The sequence below is a fragment of the Gloeotrichia echinulata CP02 genome (assembly GCA_038087035.1).
GTDB lineage: Bacteria > Cyanobacteriota > Cyanobacteriia > Cyanobacteriales > Nostocaceae > Gloeotrichia > Gloeotrichia echinulata.
This window is the reverse complement of sequence record CP051187.1, coordinates 6,472,700-6,496,422: the sequence shown is the minus strand read 5'-3', so window position 1 is coordinate 6,496,422 and position 23,723 is coordinate 6,472,700. Positions and strand designations below refer to the sequence as shown.

16 protein-coding genes are annotated in these 23,723 nt (G+C 39.3%); 3 read left to right on the top strand and 13 right to left on the bottom strand.

Annotation, left to right across the window (positions count from 1 at the left end):
- Positions 1 to 589: 589 nt before the first annotated feature.
- The 13 genes from HEQ19_28895 to HEQ19_28835 all read right to left on the bottom strand — a co-directional run bounded on the left by HEQ19_28895 (position 590) and on the right by HEQ19_28835 (position 18,183).
- Positions 590 to 1,393: a WecB/TagA/CpsF family glycosyltransferase gene (locus HEQ19_28895; GenBank protein ID WYM03682.2), complete on the bottom strand. Its 804-nt coding sequence runs from the start codon at positions 1,391 to 1,393 to the stop codon at positions 590 to 592.
- A gap of 515 nt (positions 1,394 to 1,908) precedes the next feature.
- Positions 1,909 to 3,072 (bottom strand): glycosyltransferase family 4 protein, encoded by a 1,164-nt coding sequence (locus HEQ19_28890; GenBank protein WYM02901.1) that lies wholly within the window; start codon positions 3,070 to 3,072, stop codon positions 1,909 to 1,911.
- Positions 3,073 to 3,222: 150 nt separating this feature from the next.
- Positions 3,223 to 4,098 (bottom strand): glycosyltransferase family 2 protein, encoded by an 876-nt coding sequence (locus HEQ19_28885; protein ID WYM03681.2) that lies wholly within the window; start codon positions 4,096 to 4,098, stop codon positions 3,223 to 3,225.
- A gap of 545 nt (positions 4,099 to 4,643) precedes the next feature.
- On the bottom strand, positions 4,644 to 5,891 hold the full coding sequence (locus HEQ19_28880; GenBank protein WYM02900.1) for a glycosyltransferase family 4 protein: 1,248 nt from the start codon (positions 5,889 to 5,891) through the stop codon (positions 4,644 to 4,646).
- A 108-nt stretch (positions 5,892 to 5,999) separates the two neighbouring features.
- Entirely contained in the window at positions 6,000 to 7,100 is a 1,101-nt protein-coding gene (locus tag HEQ19_28875) for a polysaccharide pyruvyl transferase family protein (protein ID WYM02899.1), read from the bottom strand.
- A gap of 418 nt (positions 7,101 to 7,518) precedes the next feature.
- Positions 7,519 to 8,367, bottom strand: a complete 849-nt coding sequence (locus tag HEQ19_28870; protein ID WYM02898.1) for an FAD-binding protein — start codon at positions 8,365 to 8,367, stop codon at positions 7,519 to 7,521.
- A 77-nt stretch (positions 8,368 to 8,444) separates the two neighbouring features.
- Positions 8,445 to 9,782 (bottom strand): flippase, encoded by a 1,338-nt coding sequence (locus HEQ19_28865; GenBank protein ID WYM02897.1) that lies wholly within the window; start codon positions 9,780 to 9,782, stop codon positions 8,445 to 8,447.
- 131 nt (positions 9,783 to 9,913) lie between these two features.
- Positions 9,914 to 11,062 (bottom strand): O-antigen ligase family protein, encoded by a 1,149-nt coding sequence (locus tag HEQ19_28860; GenBank protein ID WYM02896.1) that lies wholly within the window; start codon positions 11,060 to 11,062, stop codon positions 9,914 to 9,916.
- Positions 11,063 to 11,340: 278 nt separating this feature from the next.
- Positions 11,341 to 13,566 carry a polysaccharide biosynthesis tyrosine autokinase gene (locus HEQ19_28855; protein WYM02895.1) on the bottom strand — a complete coding sequence of 742 codons (2,226 nt, stop codon included), beginning with the start codon at positions 13,564 to 13,566 and terminating at the stop codon, positions 11,341 to 11,343.
- A 45-nt stretch (positions 13,567 to 13,611) separates the two neighbouring features.
- Positions 13,612 to 14,046 (bottom strand): hypothetical protein, encoded by a 435-nt coding sequence (locus HEQ19_28850; GenBank protein ID WYM03680.1) that lies wholly within the window; start codon positions 14,044 to 14,046, stop codon positions 13,612 to 13,614.
- 1,180 nt (positions 14,047 to 15,226) lie between these two features.
- On the bottom strand, positions 15,227 to 15,349 hold the full coding sequence (locus tag HEQ19_28845) for a helix-turn-helix domain-containing protein (GenBank protein WZI67049.1): 123 nt from the start codon (positions 15,347 to 15,349) through the stop codon (positions 15,227 to 15,229).
- Between the two features lie 303 nt (positions 15,350 to 15,652).
- On the bottom strand, positions 15,653 to 17,440 hold the full coding sequence (aspS, locus tag HEQ19_28840; protein WYM02894.1) for an aspartate--tRNA ligase: 1,788 nt from the start codon (positions 17,438 to 17,440) through the stop codon (positions 15,653 to 15,655).
- A 269-nt stretch (positions 17,441 to 17,709) separates the two neighbouring features.
- Positions 17,710 to 18,183 carry a DUF29 domain-containing protein gene (locus tag HEQ19_28835; GenBank protein WYM02893.1) on the bottom strand — a complete coding sequence of 158 codons (474 nt, stop codon included), beginning with the start codon at positions 18,181 to 18,183 and terminating at the stop codon, positions 17,710 to 17,712.
- A 1,892-nt stretch (positions 18,184 to 20,075) separates the two neighbouring features.
- On the opposite strand from HEQ19_28835, the gene crcB reads away from it, so the two are divergent.
- The 3 genes from crcB (at position 20,076) to HEQ19_28820 (ending at position 23,723) form a co-directional block, all read left to right on the top strand.
- Positions 20,076 to 20,474 carry a fluoride efflux transporter CrcB gene (crcB, locus tag HEQ19_28830; GenBank protein WYM02892.1) on the top strand — a complete coding sequence of 133 codons (399 nt, stop codon included), beginning with the start codon at positions 20,076 to 20,078 and terminating at the stop codon, positions 20,472 to 20,474.
- A gap of 118 nt (positions 20,475 to 20,592) precedes the next feature.
- Entirely contained in the window at positions 20,593 to 21,927 is a 1,335-nt protein-coding gene (locus tag HEQ19_28825) for a nitrate/sulfonate/bicarbonate ABC transporter ATP-binding protein (protein WYM02891.1), read from the top strand.
- A gap of 56 nt (positions 21,928 to 21,983) precedes the next feature.
- On the top strand, positions 21,984 to 23,723 hold the full coding sequence (locus HEQ19_28820) for an ABC transporter permease subunit (GenBank protein ID WYM02890.1): 1,740 nt from the start codon (positions 21,984 to 21,986) through the stop codon (positions 23,721 to 23,723).

The following is a 23,723-nucleotide window of genomic DNA, read 5'->3' as shown; positions in this document are numbered from 1 at the left end:
AATACAAGCTATCTTACTAGAAAAAAATGGGTGTTGTATTTGTTATTAGAAAAAATCTGGCGAACGCTTCGTATGCAAAAGCTCTAGAACTCAGAAATGGCAAATGTTTTCGGAGACTGACAGAAGCTGTTTACGGACGCGCTGGCTTCCGTTATGGATGGAAGAAACAAAATTAAGATGCAGGGAAAAAAATTACACTTTTATTGTGTCTTGACAGTTAAGACAGATCCCCCAATGGTGCTTTGTCGCCCGTACAGAAGCTTGGTTCTGGGTTGAGACGGTTATGACATTGGTGAAATGGTTGCTACCATTATTCCGTTTAGGAGACTGTATTCATCCGTCAACCAAGGTCAGGGCACACCTCCAATTGCTAGTATGACTCCGTATTCGCGAGTAAGCCTTTGATGATGAAAACACCAAAGTCCAAATCCCCTTCCCATAAACCAAGTGCGAATGAAACATCCTCTAAGACCAATCAACCCAAATGCAGCGGGTATTGATATCGGTTAGGAGAGGGTTAGACCCAAAAATACAACATTTGCACCTGAAGCCTTGATCCGTTCCGATAACTCGCAACTTGGGTTAGTAACTATGAATTTGTTTTAAATAACTTAATACTAAATATACTTGCTATCCATTGTAGTACAAGGAACAGGATGAATCTAGGATTGTTGAATAAATATCGCTTCCACAATCTTTTTGGTTCTCTAGAGAATCTAAACAGCCATTCTAACCCCATATTCTGTATCCAAATAGGTGCTTGCTTTACTCTTCCTGAATGAAAATCAAAAGCTGCTCCTACACCAAGCATTACCGCTGGAATTTTATCTTTATGTGCAGCCATCCAATACTCTTGCTTGGGACAACCAATACCAACAAAAAGGATTTGTGCCCCGGATTCAACAATTTGTGCTGTGTAACCAGCATCTTCTTCAGGAGTAAGTGAACGAAAAGGAGGAGAAATTTGACATACAATTTTGATTCCAGGAAAACGCTGATTTAAAAAACTAGTAAATGTTTTTAAGCTTTCTGGAGTTCCACCATAAAGACCAATAGGAACCGCTTGTTCAGCAGATGCTTGACAAATGTGTAAAGTCAATGTTGGACCGTAAACTCTTGATGCATAATTAATACCAAACATTTTTAATGCCCATACAAGAGGCATTCCATCAGGTGTAACTAAATCAGAATTATTTACTATTCGAGCGAATTCTGGAGAATCATAAGTCTCCATTACCATATGAACATTACCGACACAAATGTAACTATTTTTCTTCTCTTTAGCCCAATTTAAAACTATTTTAGTAGCATTCTCATAGCTGGTAGCGTCAACTCGCATACCTACCAAATTACGTGATTTTAGGGGAATGACTTCACTATTATTCGCCAGCATATTACTTCCACTTATTCAGTAAATATAATTATTATACAACTTAGGCAAAATATTATGTCATACTTAACGCTCAGTTCTGAATAACCTAGGATCTGTGATCAATTAGTGCTAAAATGCTAGTCAAAGATTACAGGTTTTGTTGCTTCTTGAAATTCTTAACCTCAAAGCTTTAGAGGTTAAGGGTTATAAAAATATCGTTGTCGATCCCAACAACATGCATACCCAGTTGGGAAAAGAATCGTACTGCTTCAGAGCCGATTAAACCTGCTGAACCTGTAATTATGACTACGGACATATTTTGCTCCAGAAAAAAATATACAAAAACTTTGGCTTTCCGTTATTCCTCATAAATATTGAGAATGCCCAAACTGATTTCACGAACAACCTTATATATGGAGTCAGGCTTCAGCCCTTATTCTTAAGTTGGCTCTGGTTAACAGTTAAAGCTGTCCAAAGCCTGGCTCAGAGGGTGTTGCAAATTTTCGTACGAGTGAGTCTAATGTGCTTCTTGAAAGTTACCTTTGTGAAACTAGAAACGCAATATCAACAAAAAATTTGGCCGCTGCTTCAGGAGTATGTTCGGATATTAATTGCTGTGATTTTTGACCCATTGAGGAAATGAGCTTAGGGTTGTCTATGAGGGTCTTCATAGCTTCAGCAAGTGTTTCTGGATGGTGTGGATCAAAAACATAACCATTTTCCCTGTCAACAAGTACTTCAGATGTACCTGCCCACTTTGAACACAAAATAGGCTTACCAAAAGCCATTGCTTCTAGAACAACCATTCCCCAAGTATCTTCTAGAGTGGGGAAAACAAAAACATCCGCATTGCTAAAATATAGCCCTAGACTGCTATAGTCAATCCATCCTATCCACTTTACACAATCTTGCAGATCCTCTGCTTGACACAAGCTCTCCAGTTCTTCTTGCTGAGGTCCTTTACCCACTACTAACAAGGTATAGTTGTAATGTCCTTGTTTTTTTAGGATACTGCAAGCTTGCAGCAGTTGGTGAAGTCCTTTTCTTTGTTCTATGCGACCTACATAAAGAAAAACTGGCTGTTTTCGCCATGAATCAATACATTTAGCATCAGAACTTCTAAGTGTCTGCAATAGAGTTTTTATGTCAGGCACCATGTATGGTCTAGCTCGAATTTTATCTTCTTTGACTCCTAGAAATTTTATCAGATAGTCTTTGCCAGCATAAGTATTTGTAATTAATGCATCAGCAAACGAAGCCATTATGCTCCTGAACAACAAACGAACTTTCGAGTTTCTGAAGTCTACACTTGGTGAACTACCCTCCCAGGCAATTACAAGTCGCCATTTACCGACGGGTTTAAGTAGCAAAGCTAATAGCGTCCAAACAGAGAAACCACTTGCAATAATCACATCGGGTTTAAATTGAAATAGATAACGAACAATTCCTAATGATAAATACATTAAGCCACCACCATAGTCACTTTTATCTTTATTTATCGTTAGTCTTTTGGTTTTTCCAACTACTTGGACCACAGAATTGTCCAAAATCTGCGAATCAAAACCAGGCCAAGGACGACCTGTGTAAAGAACCACTTTTTCCGATAACTTTGCGAGTTCATCCAAAACTGGCTGCCAATAGGCTCCTAACTCCACTGTGGGAAGGATTAGAGCAATACGAGATTTATTGATATTGTTCATATTTCATCCACATTGACGTTTTAATAATTAAAACCAATTATCTATGAAGATGCACATAATTACCATGCGTAGGCAGGATTTGCTTTTGAGTGAGTGGCTTACCTAAGGGCGTTAATGTGCAGACTCACATAAAATTGGTATAAGAACTAATTAATCTATTACTAACCTGTGGGAAATTGACTTAAACAGCATTCTTAAGTACGGAAGTAACCAGTAAAACATCCAGAGTAATCCCGCATGTCGATGAGCAAATACTTTCCATTCCCTAATTGGAAGTCCTCTAGGTTGGTTAATTTTCTCCCATCGTTGAGGTAGGGTTAAACCTGGTTCTTCCCAAGCTTGCTGTCGTAAGGGATTATATTCGCAAGTCCCTATATATCCAGGTGCAATCCAAACTGAGCCACCTAGCTTATGATTTCTGAGTCCGTAATCAAAATCTCCACTGCTATGGAGAAATGATGAATCGAGGTTACCTACTACTTGCACTACCTGTCGAGATATAAGGACGCAGTTGCCATTTACTGTTAGACAAGGTTTTGCCTCTTCACTAGGTTCGACTAGATCAAACTTAAGAGGATGCCACCAAGAACTATTAATCACACCTCCATAGCTCAATACACCAGTTATTGGATCTTGGGTAGACCCTACTACAATTGCTTGTGTATAACCTTGCTGAATTAGATGTTGGGAAGTTGCCAGCAAAGTATCTATAGCTTTTGGATAAAGCGTGGTGTCATCATTGATCCAAATGTAGTAGTCATAGTCAGATTTGATAGCCTCGCTGAAGGCTAGTCTCATCCCTCCATTCCAAAATAGGTTTCCATTTCCCTGAATGACTTTGACTACAGGGTAATTAATACCCACCGCTTCACCCGTACCATCAGTGCTACCGTCATCTACTAAGTAGACTTGAATTTCTACATTTGACGATAGTTCCTGCTGAAATAAAGCTTGCAAACAAGCTAAAGTTTTTGCTCGGCGGTTATGGCAGGTCATTAGTACAGCTAGACGGCAGGTTTTTATCATAAATTGATAATCATTTTTTGGTATTTACAAATTTAACGAAATTGGTCTTCGATAAATAGGGCTTGCTGAATAAGTCTCTAAAGCGAATCTAGAAGCCACACAGATTGCAAAATGGTTGTTTCATTGCTCAGTTTCCAAATTTACCCAGCGCTCGCTAACGAAAGCGCAAGGGTTTTGAGACTTTAGATGTTATAACCTTGCACTTGTTTGGTGAAAAAAGGCTGGAATTCCTTACATGGGCTACATTACACCTTTATTCAGCAACCCCTAAATAGGTTTTTATGACGATAACCGGCTTTATTTTTTATCTTCTTCTCATCAAGCATATACGATGTCGCAGCAATCAATATTGAAGGAAACACAGGGTGTAGCACAGGCAATCAATAGGTTCCATAAGTGCCCCAATTTATCCTCAGTAGAAGGTAAAACAAACACATTAACGTAATGTAATGAATTTATTCTCGTTTTGACTTTTCATAGTTCGATAATATTCCCTAGCGCATGACCAAGTAATTCCTATTGGGAATATCCATTATCGTCATGAACTATTTCGCCATATTTTTCATGTTATTAAACACCGACAAATATCGACGCGCTTGAATTTCTTGTGTAAATTCTTGCTCTGCCTTCTGACGAGCGTGGTAGGATAGCTTTTCATGCCTATCTGGATTTTCTAGTACCCAAGCAATTCCTTGCGCCAAGTCTTCAACTTTGAAAGGTTGAGCTAAATAACCATTTATCTGATGGTCAACAATATCTTTTAAACCAGTAGCATTAAACGCTACCACTGGAGTGCCACAAGCCAAAGACTCAGAGGCAGTCTGTCCAAAAGCTTCTTGAATTGATGGCACGAGCATCACATCAGCTGCTGAGTAAATAATTGCCAACGGAAGATCATCATTAATGTGTCCCAGATAGTGAACTTTTAAACCAAAATCAGGTTGATTTTCAGCTGCGCCGAAAATGGCTACCTCTAACCTATCTTTCCAACCTGATTTACTGAGATCTTCGAGGGCTGGTTTTAATAAATGAAATCCCTTTCGCGTATCACTAGTTGACCGTACCGCTCCGAATAAAATGAGTTGTTTATCCTGGGGTAAATTCAGCAGTTCTCGTGCGACACGTTTATTGATAGGTCTATAAGTTTGAGTATCAAGCCCATTGGGAATTACTTCTATTTGCAAATCTTTAAACAGAGAACTGGATTTAGCACAATTGGCCAACCAAGTGCTAGGGGTAACAATTGTCAGATTCAAATTCCTCCACGCCTTAGCTTTACGCTGCCATATCCAACTAGATAGGTCCCAATTTTTACTACTACCAAGCTGAGGACAGCCACCACATGATTTTAAGTATCGTTCACAATCCCCAGTGTAATGACACCCCCCGGTAAATGCCCACATGTCATGCAGTGTCCAAACCAAAGGACGCTTGAGCTTGGAAATTGTTTCTATCTGCATAAATCCTGCATTAATCCAGTGCAGACTGATGATATCAGGATTAATCTGATTCACTTTGGGAAGAATTGTGTCTGGTAACCACTGAAGAGAATATGTGGCTTTACTACGCTGACGATAAAATTTTAATGGCAAAGCATCAACCATTATCTTTGCTCGTGCTATGCCTTGAGACAGCCTTGTCTTGGGTGCAAACACTGTTTTGTCATCAATAGATTTTTCATGCACCAGCATCTGTGAGTTTAGACCTATATACTGTAATCCTTGGTGTAAGCGATAGGCAGCCCGAGCTGCACCACCTTGAATGTCAGAACTGTTAATCAGTAAAACCTTCATTATATTAGTTAGTTATTGATGAATAATTGAATCTGAAAAATATGATGGCAATTTTAACCAATTATATCCCATGTGCAAACTGGATAAAGTTTATCTTATAAAGTACCTTTATTTTAGAGCGTTACGCAATAAATAATCTTTTGATATTTGAATTTGTTGATTCAAACTTATTTTTTGTTCCTCTGTTAATAAGGGAGATAGTAAATCATAATCATTAGAGGTGATTGGTGAATTACTTATTTCACTTAAGTCTAATAATCTACTTTCTAAACCTAAAGGATTTAGTATATCTTTCACCTTAACTGTTTTTTGAGGATGACTAAAAACAATAAATTGCTTATTAAATATAAGTGAAAATAATACACCATGAAAAAATTTTGTGGCGACAAAAGATGCATTATAAAAATAACCTAGCCAAGATTCTGGTGCAATATCAAATATATTCAGCTTAAGGAATGGTGTTAAATATTTTCTTTGTCGTGAACCTATGGAAATAATATCTAATCCTTCTTGATCTGCTAATATTTTTACATATTGGGCTTCTTTTTGGTCTAGTAAGCCATAAACGAGAATGTATTTATGCTTAATATTGGGCGGCTTTATAATATCTTCATAATTTCCTAAAAGTGTTGGATCAACAACTTTTGTAATATTAAAATTTTCCTGATTAATTAGCGATAAGCTATTATTATCTCTTACTGAAATAACATGAAAATCACTAAGAAAATCATATATTTTTTCTTTATGTAGCCCCAGATTTATCGTAGAGCCAAAACTGGCTGCATAACTCACTTTACGGGCATCTTTACCAGATAGAAAATCTAGAAAATAAGGAGTATCCAAACCTCTTGGGCTATTTATATTCCATATCTCATCACTGCCACAAATAACAACATCATATGAATGTTTGTATTCATTCAAGCTATCACTAGTATCAAATCTTTTTTGACTAAGTTTAAGGTTTTTTTCCACAAATAGATTCATATTTAGATTTTTTTTCCTAGCCTCTATAATCCGAATTGGATTTAACCAAGAACGTTTAGGGTATAAATATCTTCTGTCTTCCAATCTAACTGATTTAGGCCTGTAATCAATAAACTCCACATCATATCCGTGCTTCATTAGAAAATCAGATAAAGCATAAGCTTGCAATGTGGCTCCATAGTTAATTGTAAAATGGTAAGTGATGATTCCGATTTTTAGAGACATATTTTTATTACACCTTTTGTTTGCAACTTTTTTGATGTATTAATTGGCTGAAAAAATTTCTAACAACAATGAAATGATAAGTACCAAATGATCAGGGTAGCATCCGACTTTTTATTTAGCTAGCAAAGATTAATCCATTAAGATAAGCACAAGGAACGGTGATTACTCTGAGATAAATTGCAAATTGTGTAACCAGACTGCTTTTTTGGAAAAAAACTGGGATGCTCCAAATTATAAGTAGCAATAGTTTTCTGGATTTCGTAGTTAAAAATCAATAAATTTATCAATATCCACTGACCGCCAAAACATTAAATTTCGTAGTGTAGGTTAGATTAAAAAATGTAACACACTCTTCAACACTATGATATTATCACACAATCAAACCAATATACAATAGATTTACTTTATAAATAGCCTCTCAATCAACTGTAATTATTTCGAGAGCAATTTTTTGCCTAGTTACGAAATGCAAAATTTGCGCTATTTTAATTAGGACAATTATTGAGTAGCTACTTTCTGATTGATTCCGTATCCAATTAGTAGTTTTATTAGAAAACATAGATTTACCTATTGAGAGACCTCTAAGCTTTCCGAGTATTCTAAAATTACCCAATTTGAATACAGAGCCACAATTAGGCGCTGTATTATCTTGATATTCTTTTGCCCACATTATTCTAGAATTTATAGGATTATCGTTAAATTTTGTTCTTTCAAACTTGAAAATCGCGCTCAATATCAGTTTTGAATGTATGCCAGTAAATAACGTTTCTCGATAATTACGGGTAATCTGACTATTTTCAAGTGTTTTTATACATCCATCTTCAAAAAAAGTTATACTTTCAACAAATTCGTATATTGTAGCTCCACCAAAGTGCTTTCCTTGACCAGCGTTCATTGCTAATGCACCCCCAATAGTTGCCGGTACAGACGCAAGATAATAAAAAGAATCCAGAGAATTTTGGTAGCAGTACTTTAATACCTCCATAACTGAAACCGAAGAAGATACTTCTAGTATATTGTCAGGCAAAGGAGTTATGTATTTAGGTAATTTATTTTTTAGTACCAACGATTGTATGTTTCTTTTAACAAAGAGTGTGTTAGAGCCATTTCCAATTATATAAATATTTACTTTGTTTTCTTCTGCGTAACTACAATATTCACGTAAGTCATCTACACTAGTAATCTCTCCTATTCGCTCGAAGTTATGTTGAGTTCTATAGTGGGAAAGAGTGTTTGATGTGAAAGACTCAATTTTTAAGTTAGACATAAGATTTTTTCCTAAATTTTATTTTACCTGTACTGAGTTGCTGAGTTGCTTTGATCGACTGAATTTTCTAGTAATAGTTAAAATTTGTGTGATTTAAAATCAAATATGATCAGAGATTTAAGTTGCACCATAAATAGTTTTTTAGTCAGCGGATGAGCAGCATTAGCTAAAAATGAGGAAAATGAATAAGAAATTATTGTTGCAATTGCAGCACCTACTCCTGAGTAACGAGGAATCAGAAATAGGTTTAACAGTACATTGATAATTGCACCAATCAGTTGTCTAATAAAAGCAATGTGAGTTAATTCTTCCGCGACAAACCATATGCCTGATGCGTATCCGAAAAATATAAAAAATGAAGACCATATGTGAATTGATAAGATTGTACCTGATTCTGCATAAGCGTTGCCGAATAGGGTAGTAATTAATGTAACTGATAAAAATGTCATTGGTAAGCTAATTATAACTGAAATAAGCATTAATATACGCATAATTTTTTTGAGCCGCCCATAGTATAGATTTTCATTTCCTTCTTTTTTAGCTGCATAAATTGCTGGGGCGGAGGAAGAGATAATTGCTGCTGGAATAAAATACCAAACTTCTGAAATACGGGAAGCAGCAGAGTAAATTCCCACTGCCTCTTCTCCGAGAATTTGACCTAACATTACTTGGTCTATTTTTAAATTAACGAACATTGCGAAAGCAGAGAATATTAGTGGCAAACTTTCATGCAGTAGAGACTTAGCAAGGGAAAAACTCCAACGCCAGGAAAAAAATGAACTCTTTTTAAATTTGTAAGCAATCACCAAACCTAATGCACCTAGACAAAACTCTGCCAATGTTGCAAAAGCAAAAGCTAGCAATGGTGCTTTTAGTGTAATCAGAGAAATCTTTAGTAAGGAAGTGACTACAAACGCTGTATTTTTAGCAATCACACTATACTTTGACTGCACTTGAGATTGAAACCATAAGTCAATTGTATCAAACGCTTGCAAAATAGATGTTGCTGAGAAAATTACTACTAACGACACAGTTAGTGGCTCATGCTCAGTTAACAAAAAGATGCTACCAGTTGCTAATAGTAGTGATAAAATTCCACCGACCAATTTCAGGCGAAAAGTTGTTCCTAGAATTTTTTCCTTAGCCGATGGGTCACGAACTATATAGCGGATTACTATATTGTCTAATCCCAAAGTAGCAATCGGGGTAAATAGTCCTACAAAAGCATATGCATAGTTAAACAGACCATATTGCTGCACTCCGAGATAGCGTGCAACCCAAACTCCCACAATCAGACTTATAACCATACGGAGTATACGGTCAGCAAAAAGCCAACTTGTATTTGTAATAATTGCACCCATATTAGTGCGATATTTTAAGAGCGATAACTTTTTAATTTTGAATTTATCTAGCATGAGGCTATAATAATTTTTGTGAGTTTTATTAATTTGTGACTTTTGACTTTTATTAACTCATAAATCAAACAAATTTGTAATCAATTTCACGGTACGGTATTGTTGATGCCATAAAATTTATCTATTTTAAATTAAATTAAATGAGACTTGGTTAGATTTTTATTTTTATGAATTCGACTATACTCTGTATAGCATGAAATACTTACGGCTACATGAATAACCCAAAATATATTAGGCGACAAAAAAGTCATAGTACCACTGATATTATTAATAATAATAAATCCTAAAAATTCGAGCATCCACAAACTTTCTATTGTTAGAGTTAATATGAGTAATTTAGTTGTTTTGATGATAAGATATAACATATGTATTATGGTTAATCCTAATCCTATAATACCTAATTGTACAAGCATTTCTATATAACCATTATGAGCATTCCATGCTGTAATACTAGCAGAACCCTCCTGTCTTCCAAGCCAAGTATTATTAATAACATAAGCACCCGCATCAGACTGCCAGAATGCCGAATATCCATATCCCAACCAATATCGTTCTTTAATTTTCTCTAAAGCTAAAGTCCAAATCGGTACACGTCCATTAAGTTCAAGTCCTTTACCTAGAAAATCTACAAGTATAAATTCTAAATTATCTATGATAATATAAGCTATCGACGCACTAAATAATATCATTGTTAATGATATTACTACCCGAACTAAGCTTTGTTGTTTTGCTATGTTATAAATTGACAATATTCCTATTGAGAGTAACACGAGGATCAAGCTAGACTTACTATTGGATAGCAAGATAAGGGCAAGTGGTATGATAACCAAAGATAAATTTAACCAGCGTTTCTTATCTTTATTGAAAATCTGAACTATAAAAAGTGAACATCCAAGAGCCATCGTCCGACCTAGCAGTTGTTTGTGAAAAAAAATACCTTTCCAAACTGCTCCAGCCTCTGTAAATTCAATTCCAAAAGATGGAATTAATATACAAACAAGTATACTAAGAATACTTGATACTATAATAGACCAAGATAGGAGACGCATCTGATCTCTAATGGTATATCTTGCCGCTAGATAAGCTCCAAATATAGTTGAACGAGCTAATGATTGAAGTTTTGAAAAAGTATCCCCTATGTATCCAGACCAAAAAACAGACAAACAAGCCAATGCAACTAACAGGATTAAAGTTTTGTCCTTGCTTATACAATAAGCAATCCGCTTCCAATACAATGAACCGATTACTATCACTCCTAAATTGAGAATGGTATTTTTCAAAGGGGCTACCTCCAAGTCCATTGCGTAAATAAGTAATATTACGACGATGCACCCTTCCATTTTCTGCAATACATGCTTCTCAATTTTCATTTTAATTTTAGGATTATCCTGTGATATGATATGTATTCTATGTAAGGAATTTCATGTCCTAATCTTTACTTATACAATTCCAATTTTTTGGACAAGGTATACTATTATCTCGACTAGGGCGCAAGGCCTTGCGCCCCTACTTTATGCCGAACTACTCCAGCATTGTTTCCACAATTTCGAGCAGCCGCTTATCTCGAAGCATCGCCTTTGCGTGTAACCTTGGAAGCCACTTCTTTGGGAACTAGAGAATTGCGCGACACAGAACCATACTCCAGCGCATTTCGCTGAGAATAGTAGAAGTAACTATCAGGCTCTTGTTTGACATTCACACCATTAATCACCATACCCAACACATGCTGTCCAGATTGTTTGAGATAGTCCTTAGCCGCATTGGCGCTGCTATAGTTAAGCACTCCCGGACGAACTACGAGTAAAACACCGTCAGCTAACTTGCTTAACACGGAAGCATCCGCCATTCCTGACAGGGCTGGAGTATCGAAAATTACGTAATCATAATCCGCAGCAAATGAGGTTACCAATGACGCCATCCGCTTGGAATCTAACAGCGCCACAGGGTTTGGAGGCACAACTCCCGACGGAAGAACGTAGAGGTTGGGCATAACTTCATCTATTGCTGTATGAAGCGACACTTGATCAACCATCACATTCGATAGCCCGACTACATTCGTCAGTGACCAGATATGATGCTGGACAGGATGACGCATGTCAGCATCTACCAATAGCACCCGATGTCCTAACTGAGCCATACTCACAGCTAAATTTGCAGCCACCTCAGACTTACCCTCTTTGGGTATGGAACTAGTAACTACGATTGCTTTGGGCTTCTTGTCTGAACTGAGGAACTTCAAGTTGGCTTGCAGCATTTGGTAGGCGTCACCAACAGGAAACTGGGGAATGTCTCTACCAATAACTTTGGGAATCTGTTGTTCTACCCCTGGCAGAAAAGAACTCTTCTTACTAAATGCGGGAATCACTCCCAACAAGGTGTATGGGAACAATTCTTTAGCTTCTTGAACAGTCTTGACGGAGCGGTCTATTAAATCTACAGTAAAGGCAGCAATGATGCCAACAATACCACCGACAACGGCACCGCCGATGATAATCAATAGTTTTCTTCCACCAGATGGCTTCTCAGGGACTAAGGCTGGGGAGACAACACGAGCATTACCAATAGTTTGGTTCTCTGCTAGCTGCACCTCTTGCAGTTTCGCCAACAAGGCTTCGTAAGTTTTTTGAGATGCATTCAGCTGGCGCTCTAGCTCCCGTTGGGTTTGTTCTAGCTTGGGTAAAATATTTGCTCTTTGTTTGTAGGCAGACCATTGATTAGATAGGGTAGTTATTTGTTTGACTAAACCGACCCTTTGTGCTTCAGTGCTAACAAATTGTCCAATGAGGTTTTGTCGCAGTGGACCAATCTGTAAATTTCCCATAGAGACTTGCTGATTGCTAGCACCGATTTCCTGTATCCGTCCATCTAGCAAGTTTTTGAGACTAGCTACTTTGGCTTCCAAGCTGATGATGGTAGGATGGGATGGCTGCAAAGTGTTTTTCTGTACTGCTAGTTGGGTTTGGGCTTCCTGAAGTTGCACCAGCGCTTGCTGAATTCCTGGTGTTTGACTCAAGGACGCAAAGGTCACAGCTTGGCGCGGATCAATGTTTGCCTCACTTTGTAACTGTTGTGACTGAGCGGTGACATCAGCTAGTTTGGATTGGGCTTGAGAAAGTTGCTGTTCTAACTGAGAAATCAGCTGGACTGATATCACTGCTTCTTGTTCGAGAGAAATGATTTTATTTTGCTCTTTGAATTTACGCAGGGCTGACTCTGCTTCTCTTACGGATTTTTCACTTCCAGGTATTTGTTCGACAATAAATTTGCGAGCTAAGACTGCTACTGCCCGATTCGTTTCTATATTATTTTTGATATAAATTTCCATAATTTTGTTGACCACTTTCGCAGCAAAAGCGGGATCATAGTCAGCATAGGAAACATCTAAAATTTCAGTGCCTTTGGCAACTTCTAATCTCAGACTTTGAATCAAGTCATCGACTGGGATGGGCTGTCCTTTGTCATCTTTGAGGTTAAGTTCTTTAATCGCTTCCTTCATCACTGGCACAGATAGCAGTATCCTGGCTTGAGTCTCTAACGGATTGTTTAGAGAAGTTAAAGACTGGATTTGTCCTAGACCTTGACCCAAACCAGTTAGTGAACTGGTTGTATCCGTCTTAATCAGCATACTTCCCGTTGCCATGTATGCGGCTCTGCCTGAGAATGCTAATACGGATGCGAGGGTAACGAAAATCCCACAAACTCCTGCCGCATGTATCCAACGTCTTTGCAGAACGAGTATGTATTTTTGCAAATCTATTTCTTCAATGTTTGGTCTAGATTCCATAATGCTTGATGTATGTATTTGTTCGTAATGTTAAGTTAAAATTAATTAGAAATCCTTGCTTTTATAGCAAAGTGTCCGTGCATTCCTGCGCGTAAACTCGCCAACGCAAGGGTTGCCGTCGGGATGAATTACCCCAGTCGCTTGTTGCCAAATTTCTGCCGATGGTACTGACAGTTCATAGCGGCAAGCCTCCTTCACAGGAGTTTTACTAATGCATTTTTTCACATGATACCACTTTGTTTCTTGGCATTGGTCACACCAAAATGCTTCGAGCCATTCATTGTCTAGGGAAACAGCGGTCTTACTCGCTATCAAAATTAGTGCATTCTGCCTACCGATACCTCTTTGTTGGAGTTGTCCAACAGTATCAGCAAATAACCTGTACTTTTGACTCACACTATCGAGGTAGCATCCATGAATTGGACAATAAATACCCCGTCGTTGGGAACGTTTCCGTTTTTTCTCACACTTATCCTGCAATTCGACCTCACTCATCGGCAGACATAGAACAGACAATGAAGAAGGTTACGCTGGAGGGACTGAGATAAATATCATCGAAGCCCAACTCCTAAATCCGCTATATTTAATTAAATTTATTAGATACACCCTTAACATACAACAGTGTGAACACTCGTTCACCGACTTTATTTCAGTTTTTGCTAACCTATGGTTAATAAAAAACCAAAAACTCAATTTGTTTAACTTACTTATTTATGACTAGGCTTCATCTTGCAGTGATATTATCACTCATGAGGCTGAATCATGGATTACAGCGGTTATTGTGCCCTAATTAACCACTATATTTATGTATTTGACTTATAATACCACTCACAAAGCTTCTGAAATAAGCATTTTTCCTCCTCTTTGATAAATAGGGATGATGCACTAAGACATATTGCCTAAGTCTTTATACTGTTTTGTTACGTTCAGTATACACCAACTGATTTTTTTTTGGAAGTAGTTAAGTTGATATATTTTTCTCTCATCCTTCAGCAATTATCCCACCTCAACCACGTCCATCTTCACAAATGGAGCGTTTTGAAAAGCTAGCTGAGATATATAGCCATTGATATATAAGCTTTTCAGTCAATAGGATTAAAATTACAGGCTCCAATGTGGATGAGACGTAAGCAGCAGTCATATCACAAGTTAGTCCGATTGAAAACAGTATTTACTTTTAGACTATAGAAATCGTACTCGTCACTTATTCTTGTCTAATTCAGTTCTCAAGTATTTTGTCAATAAGAAATTATACTTAAAATACTGCCGAGATGGCGATAGGGGATAGGCTACTCCCTTCCCGGTTTTTGATTATCTATAATTTTTCTTACTTTGCGCCTTCCCTACGTTCCCTGCGGGACGCTACGCATAAGCGAAGCTATGCCGCAGGCTTTACGTGGAGCGTATCGTAGACAGACGCTCCGCGAAACAGAAGCTCAAAATTATTTCCCTACGGAACGCGGAGTGTCCCGTAGGGAACGTTAATCTTGTAGTGGTTCGGGAGTAGGACTAAAGCTGTGTGTCACACTCAAGATATCGTGTAGGGTGTGCAACTTTTAAGCTAATCAAAACGCCTAAACGTGATTAACTATGGCATCCGTCAATTCTGTTCGCGTAGCCTGTCGCAGACACGAGTCAGAAAGCACGATAGAATCATGCGTCATCGCCTTTGACCACCTGGTGTCCGGATTGCTCTAAGCTTGCCTTCGTTTTCCCATCTGCGGAGACTGGAGACGTGAACACCAAGGATTTTAGCGGCTTCCTTGGGAGTGACATGTTGCATCAAAACCTTATTAACTCAACTATTTCTAGTCTAGCGTGAGTTAGTAAGTTTTACTCGGTTTCAGCAAATATTTTCCAATTAGTTACACGTCTCAGATTTTAGAAATAGCTGATTATCAAGAAATTTTTGACTTCTGACGCACCCCTCACTGTAGGGTAAAATCAGGGTTTTCGGCGTCGAACGATGATCTTCCGGGGCGCAAGTCCTTCTACCCCGGAAGATCATTGTCCTCACATAACCGATAAAATTTACCGCTAAAGCGCTACTACAAACGTTTTGCCTAGAAATTTCGGAAATGCTATACTAGGACTTGGGCTTGTAGGTTGAAGCAACGTGCAACTCTTTTAACTGCTTGACATCTACGCCGGCAGGTGCATCTGTTAACAAACAGCGTGCTTGCTGTGTCTTTGGAAAAGCAATGACATCACGAATCGATTCTTCCCCACTGAGTAACATTACCAAGCGATCTAAACCGTAGGCGATGCCACCATGCGGTGGTGTACCATATTCAAATGCTTCTAAGAGAAAGCCAAATTTATTCTGTGCTTCTTCGGGAGATAAGCCAATAGCTTCAAATACCTGTTCTTGAATTTCCCGCTGATAAATCCGCCGACTACCACCGCCAACTTCAAAGCCGTTAAATATCAAGTCGTAAGCTTGGGCGCGTGCGGTTTTTAAGTCGTCTAAATCATCAGGATGGGGTGCGGTAAATGGGTGGTGTAATGCTTCTAACCGTTTTTCCTCTGCATTCCACTCAAACATCGGGAAATCTGTAATCCACAGTAAGTTGATTTTCTCTGGATCAATTAAGTTAAATTCCCTAGCAGTAACTTGTCGCAGTCTATCTAAAGTTTTGTTAACAGTAGCTGCATCACCAGCACCAAATAGTAACAAATGACCTGCTTTTGCACCGGTGCGACGCAAAATTTCTTGTTTTTGTTCTTCGGTGAGGTTGTCTTTAATTGCGCCAATGGTATCAATTTCACCATTTTCTCGGACGCGGATGTAAGCTAAACCTTTGGCACCGGCTTCACTGGCTTCTCGGAATAAGTCGCCACCTGGCTTGATGCGGACATTAGATATGGCATCATTTCCGTTGGGAATGGGTAGGATTTTGACGATCCCACCATTGTTAATAGCTTCACGAAAAACTTTGAACCCAGAGTCTTTGAGTAGATCCGAAACATTAACTAATTCTAAACCATAGCGGGTATCTGGTTTATCACTGCCATAGCGTTCCATCGCCTCAGCGTAGGTCAGACGCGGGAAGGGATGGTATAAGTTAATGTCTTTAACTGTTCTGAAGATATGAGCAACTAATTTTTCATTGAGTTCGATAATTTCTTCCTGGGACATGAAACTCATTTCCATGTCTAACTGGGTAAATTCTGGTTGTCTGTCGGCGCGGAGATCTTCATCGCGGAAACAACGGGCAACCTGATAATATCTATCTAAGCCGGATACCATCAGTAACTGTTTGAATAACTGCGGTGATTGGGGTAAAGCGAACCATTCACCAGCATTGACGCGACTTGGTAAGATATAATCTCTAGCACCTTCTGGGGTGGAACGAGTGAGGACGGGGGTTTCGACTTCGATGAAACCTTCCACATCTTCAAGATAACGGCGGACAGCTTTGACAACTTGATGACGCAATTGTAAGTTACGGGCCATGCGATCGCGCCGTAAATCCAAATACCGATATTTTAACCGCAAGTCTTCCCGCACGGGATCATTATTCCCACTGGCAACTTGGAAGGGTAACTGCTTGCGGATCGTGTTGAGTAAAGTAATTTGATCAGCGTAAATTTCTACTTCCCCTGTAGGGATGCGGGAATTGAGGGATTCTTCAGGGCGTTGCGTTACCCGACCGAGGATTTCTACAACGAATTCATTTCGCAGCGTGTTTGCCTGTTCGTAAGAATCTGGTGTACGTTGGGGGTCGCTGACGATTTGGACTAGCCCAGAGCGATCGCGTAAATCTAAAAAAGTCACGCCTCCATGATCACGGTAACGGTCTACCCATCCGTACAAGGTAACTGTTTCTCCAATATGTTCTTTTCGGAGTTCGCCGCAATAGTGAGTTCGCATAAGTATTAATTCTATTTGTCTGGACTAGGTTGGGAAGTAAAAGTCAAAGCTTTCCCATTATCTAGCATCACTAGTTATTGTAATCATAAAAATGCAACAATCTCATGCCAATTTGGCAAATGTTTAGTTTGTGCGGGCGGGTGAGAGGGGGGAAGGGCTGTTACTTTGAGGCTGTAACAGAATTTCTGCAATAGTTCCCTGAATTCCTCATAACCGAATCGACATGACGATGTATTTTTGTTAACCAAAAAGCCTAAGTAACTTAGTTTCTAGGAAATACCTCCATAAAAATCTTCATCTAATAATTCTTCTAGAATAAAAGGACAATCGAGAGGATATTCTTCTAGAGCAGGTTTTCTCACGCCTAATTTAGCGTTTTTACTTTCTTTGATTGCCAATTTGCGAGCATCGGCATAGGCTTGAGACATAACTTCAGCAATATAGGTTTTAAATGAAGGATTTTCTGCGAGATCCTTTTTGACTCGGAAGCGATGTTCTGTTACAGAACTATACCAGCTTGCTTTCATCATTTCAGGAGCATCAGCTTGAACGGTTAATTTGAGTAAATGAGCCATCAGTATTGTTAAATTACTCACGAATGACCGTTTCTCAGCTTTTCCCATGTCTTCTAATTCTAAAAGCAAATGCTCCCAATCTATATCATTAAAACGATTTTCTTTAATTTGCTCAATTATGTTTTTTCGCCAAAGATTAAAATCTTGTTCATACAGTTGATTGTTCATAGGGCAATCCTCATGAGTAACTATGCAATTTAAAATAGGACTTATGCACTCATGACGAAAAATAAGCCTTTGCGATTACTACCCTAGGGGAACGCTACGCTCGTAATGACGTAAAATCCTAGTCCATGCCTAAGTCCTATAAAAGCGTAACACGCATGGTGCTGAAAACCTGTCTGATGAGTAGGGTTTTCCGGCTTTAAGTCTGAAGGAAGATATATTTAGGAGGTAAATACAGGTGAAAATTCTGTATTAGGGAAGAGGATTGTTTGAGAACTTAGTATATCTGCCGACACCTTTTCCATTATCTATATAATATCTTGTCAACTTGGTTGATGTCAAGGATTCTGGGTCTGACATTAGGGAAATCAGTTGAGCTGATTTATTCACCAAAGCTGGGTAAGATTCGCTGTTTGTTTTGTTGTGGATTTGATTACTGTTGTGGGTTGGCGTTAAGTTCACAATTAGGGAAGAGGATGGTTTGAAAACTTAGTATATCTGCCCACACCTTTTCCATTATCTATATAATATCTTGTCAACTTGGTTGATGTCAAGGATTCTGGGTCTGACATTAGGGAAATCAGTTGAGCTGATTTATTCACCAAAGCTGGGTAAGATTCGCTGTTTGTTTTGTTGTGGATTTGATTACTGTTGTGGGTTGGCGTTAAGTTCACAATTAGGGAAGAGGATGGTTTGAAAACTTAGTATATCTGCCCACACCTTTTCCATTATCTATATAATATCTTGTCAACTTGGTTGATGTCAAGGATTCTGGGTCTGACATCGGGGAAATCAGTTGAGGTGTTTTATTCACCAAAGCTGGGTAAGATTCGCTGTTTGTTTTGTTGTGGATTTGATTACTGTTGTGGGTTGGCGTTAAGTTCACAATTAGGGAAGAGGATGGTTTGAAAACTTAGTATATCTGCCCACACTTTTTCCATTATCTATATAATATCTTGTCAACTTGGTTGATGTCAAGGATTCTGGGTCTGACATTAGGGAAATCAGTTGAGGTGTTTTATTCACCAAAGCTGGGTAAGATTCGCTGTTTGTTTTGTTGTGGATTTGATTACTGTTGTGGGTTGGCGTTAAGTTCACAGTTAGGGACGAGGATTGTTTGAGAACTTAGTATATCTGCCAACACCTTTTCCATTATCTATATAATATCTTGTCAACTTGGTGGATGTCAAGGATTCTGGGTCTGACATTCGGGAAATCAGTTGAGCTGATTTATTCACCAAAGCTGGGTAAGATTCGCTGTTTGTTTTGTTGTGGATTTGATTACTGTTGTGGGTTGGCGTTAAGTTCACAATTAGGGACGAGGATTGTTTGAGAACTTAGTATATCTGCCCACACCTTTTCCATTATCTATATAATATCTTGTCAACTTGGTTGATGTCAAGGATTCTGGGTCTGACATCGGGGAAATCAGTTGAGGTGTTTTATTCACCAAAGCTGGGTAAGATTCGCTGTTTGTTTTGTTGTGGATTTGATTACTGTTGTGGGTTGGCGTTAAGTTCACAATTAGGGACGAGGATTGTTTGAGAACTTAGTATATCTGCCTACACCTTTTCCATTATCTATATAATATCTTGTCAACTTGGTTGATGTCAAGGATTCTGGGTCTGACATCGGGGAAATCAGTTGAGGTGTTTTATTCACCAAAGCTGGGTAAGATTCGCTGTTTGTTTTGTTGTGGATTTGATTACTGTTGTGGGTTGGCGTTAAGTTCACAATTAGGGACGAGGATTGTTTGAGAACTTAGTATATCTGCCCACAGCTTTTCCATTATCTATATAATATCTTGTCAACTTGGTGGATGTCAAGGATTCTGGGTCTGACATTGGTGAGCAAGATTTGTCCAGTAGAATAATCTCCTAGTATTAAACTTTGATATGTTGCAAGATCCAAACCTGCGCCATCCCATCGCGATTAGTTTAGGTGCGATCGCCGGGGCTTTAAGTCGTTACTATATCGGTATATGGTTTGCACAGCGTTTCGGGACAAGTTTTCCCTATGGCACCTTTTTTATCAACCTCAGCGGTTGTTTGGCGATGGGATTTTTCGCTACCTTAGCTGTAGAGAAGGTGGCGATAATTTCCCCAGAAGTGCGGTTGTTAGTAGCAACAGGATTTTTAGGCGCATACACAACTTTCTCTACCTACGGGTTAGAGACTATTTCTTTATTGCGTACTGGTCATTTATTAGCCACCATTGGTTACTGGGGTGGTAGCGCAATTTTAGGAATTATCTGCGTTCAGTTAGGTGTCATCGCAGCCAAATTATGGAAGTAAAGGAGTCAGGAGCGAGGAGTGAGGAATTGGGAGTTTCAATGACAACTAACTACCCACTTTAACTGTAAGATAACCTGAGCATGAGATTGTATTTAATTATAGGTTTAGTGAGATAGCGGTGGTTCCCAAAACAGCAACTGAACACCTGATTGCCTTAAGAGGTGTAAATAAATCTTATCGGCAGCCTAACGGTCAGCAAATTGTTATCCTGGACAATATCAATCTCGAATTGCGTCCAGGGGAAATCGTTGCTTTGCTGGGGCCTTCGGGTTCAGGAAAGTCTACCTTAATGCGGATGATTGCGGGGTTGATTCCCCCCACCCAGGGTGAAGTGATATACCACAATCAGCCGATGGTTGGTTTAAATCCTGGAGTGGCGATTGTTTTCCAAAGTTTTGCCCTTTATCCTTGGTTAACTGTACTGGAAAATGTGGAACTGGGTTTGAAGGCGAAAGGGGAACCACCGGAATCTCGGCGACAAAAGGCGCTGCGAATGATTGACGTGATTGGTTTGGATGGGTTTGAAAATGCTTATCCTAAAGAACTTTCTGGGGGAATGCGTCAGCGTGTCGGCTTTGCAAGGGCTTTAGCCGTAGAACCAGAACTATTATGTATGGATGAGCCGTTTTCAGCTTTGGATGTGCTGACGGCTGAAAACTTGCGATTTGAATTATTAGATTTGTGGTTAGAGCGTCGTATACCTACCCAAGCAATTTTAATCGTTACCCACGGCATTGAAGAAGCTGTAATTTTAGCTGACCGGATTATTGTTTTAGGACGCAATCCTGGGAGAATCAGATCTGATTTATCTGTGACGTTACCCCATTACCGCGATCGCAAACACCCCAACTTTCAAGCTCTGGTAGACCAGGTGTATAAAATTATCACAAATCCAGAGATGGAGACAGTAGAATCAGCCCAAACGGTTTCTGTACAAGCACCAACACCACAGCCTAGGTATCAGTCTTTACCACCAGTCAGAATCGGCTCCATCGCCGGGTTATTAGAATTGTTAGAGGATCGTCAAGAAAAAGACCTTTACCGTTTGGCGCAAGAACTGCAATTAGAAGTGGATGAAATTCTCCCGATTGTGGAAGGTGCAAAATTAATGGATTTTGTGGAAGTAGCAGAGGGGGATATTAGCCTGATTCCAATCGCACATCAGTTTATTAATGGTAGCATTGACGAGCGTAAACAACTCGTCCGTTCGCAGCTGCTGACCCATGTCCGCTTGATACAGCAAATCTATCGTCTGCTAGAAGCAAAACGCAATCAACGCATCCCAGAGGAACTGGTTTTAGATATCCTAGAAAGTCACTTTAGCCCTGAAGAAGCCGAGCGACAATTAAAAACTGCGATTGATTGGGGTCGTTATGCGGAGATTTATGGTTATGATGAGCCATCTGGACAAATCTTCCTCGAACAAGCTGCAAATGTTGAAGCTTTAGGTTAAACAAATTTGTCATTTGTCATTTGTCAATGACTCCTAACTCCTAACTCCTAATTGATATGACTCGACCCCTAACGCCGGCTAACAAAATTTTAGGACGCTTAGGCTGGACTTGGCAAGATGGATTGCTGATTCTGCTGATTGTGGCTTTTGCTGTCGCTATTGTCAAAACTGGTTCCCAGTTCAGCGGTACATTTCAAGGTAATCTGACGATTTCCACAGACATTTCTGCTTTACCAGGGTATACAGCCCAAACTTTGGTAAGGATGACATTAGCTTACTTTTTATCCCTATTTTTTACCCTGATTTATTCCTATACTGCTTATCGTTACCGCGTCGCAGCAATGGTGATGATTCCTTTACTGGATATTCTGCAATCGATTCCAGTATTATCCTTTTTACCAGGAGTAGTGTTAGCTTTAATCGCCCTATTTCCAGGTCAGCGCATTGGTATAGAACTTGCCTCAATTCTGCTAATATTCACAGGTATGACCTGGAATATGACCTTTAGTTTTTACCAGTCACTGCAAAGCATTCCGCGAGAATTGCTAGAAGCAGCACAGATTTATCGCCTGAATTTATGGCACCGGTTTTGGACATTAGAATTACCAGCAGGTGTAATTGGGTTGGTTTGGAATAGCGTCATGTCTGTAGCTGGAGGCTGGTTTTTTTTAATCGCCATAGAATCCTTTACCCTGGGAGATAAAGACTTTCGCTTACCAGGATTAGGCTCATTTTTAGCCAGCGCAGCTAGCAAGGGAGACTTTAAAGCGATATTCTGGGGTTTAACGTTGCTAATTGGCGTCATTGTCGCCATAGATTTTTTTGTATGGCGACCATTGATAGCTTGGGCAGAAAAATTTAAATTAGAGATGGTAGAATCGCAAGATGCACCGCAATCGTGGGTATTAGATATTTTCAGGCGATCGCCTACCTTAAAAATCCTCAGTGATAGCATTTTTCGCCCATTGCAAGCAGCCCTTGACGATGGTTTGATTCGCTCCTTTCCTGTGCGTACCCTCCCCGTCAACGCTCAAGGAAACTTACACTGGTTGAAATTCGTCAATTGGCTATTTGTCAGCGGTTTCGCCTTAATTGTCCTCTGGGGAACCTGGGAAGCAGTCTTATTATTAAGAACCTTGACTTGGGATAATTGGCTACAGGTAATTAAAGGCGCTGTATTTACCGCCTTACGGGTGACAATTGCCTTAATATTATCATTATTGTGGACAGTTCCCGTCGGAGTCGCCATTGGTCGTAATCGTCGATTAGCCCAAATTTTACAGCCAATAGTGCAAATAGCCGCTTCCGTACCAGCGACAGCATTATTTCCCATCCTGTTGTTAGGCTTAACCCACATCGCAGGTGGCTTACAAATTGGTGCGATCGCCCTAATGATGTTAGGAACAATGTGGTATCTTCTATTTAACGTCATCGCCGGCGCACAATCGATTCCCTCAGACCTAATCGAAGCCGCATGGGTATATAAACTTTCCCTTGTGGAACGCTGGCGCACTCTAATTTTACCCGCAATCTTTCCCTACCTAGTTACAGGAATCATTACCGCCGTTGGTGGCGCTTGGAATGCTAGTATTGTGAGTGAATACGTCACCTTCCAAGGACGGGTGATTACCACATCTGGACTTGGTGCGACAATTTCTAATGCTACAGCTACAGGTAATTTTTCCTTACTTCTAGCAGCTACAACGGTCATGTCTTTGTTAGTGGTGATGACTAATCGTTTAGTTTGGCGTCCCCTCTACCGCTTGGCTCAGGAAAAATATCAATTGTTGATTTAA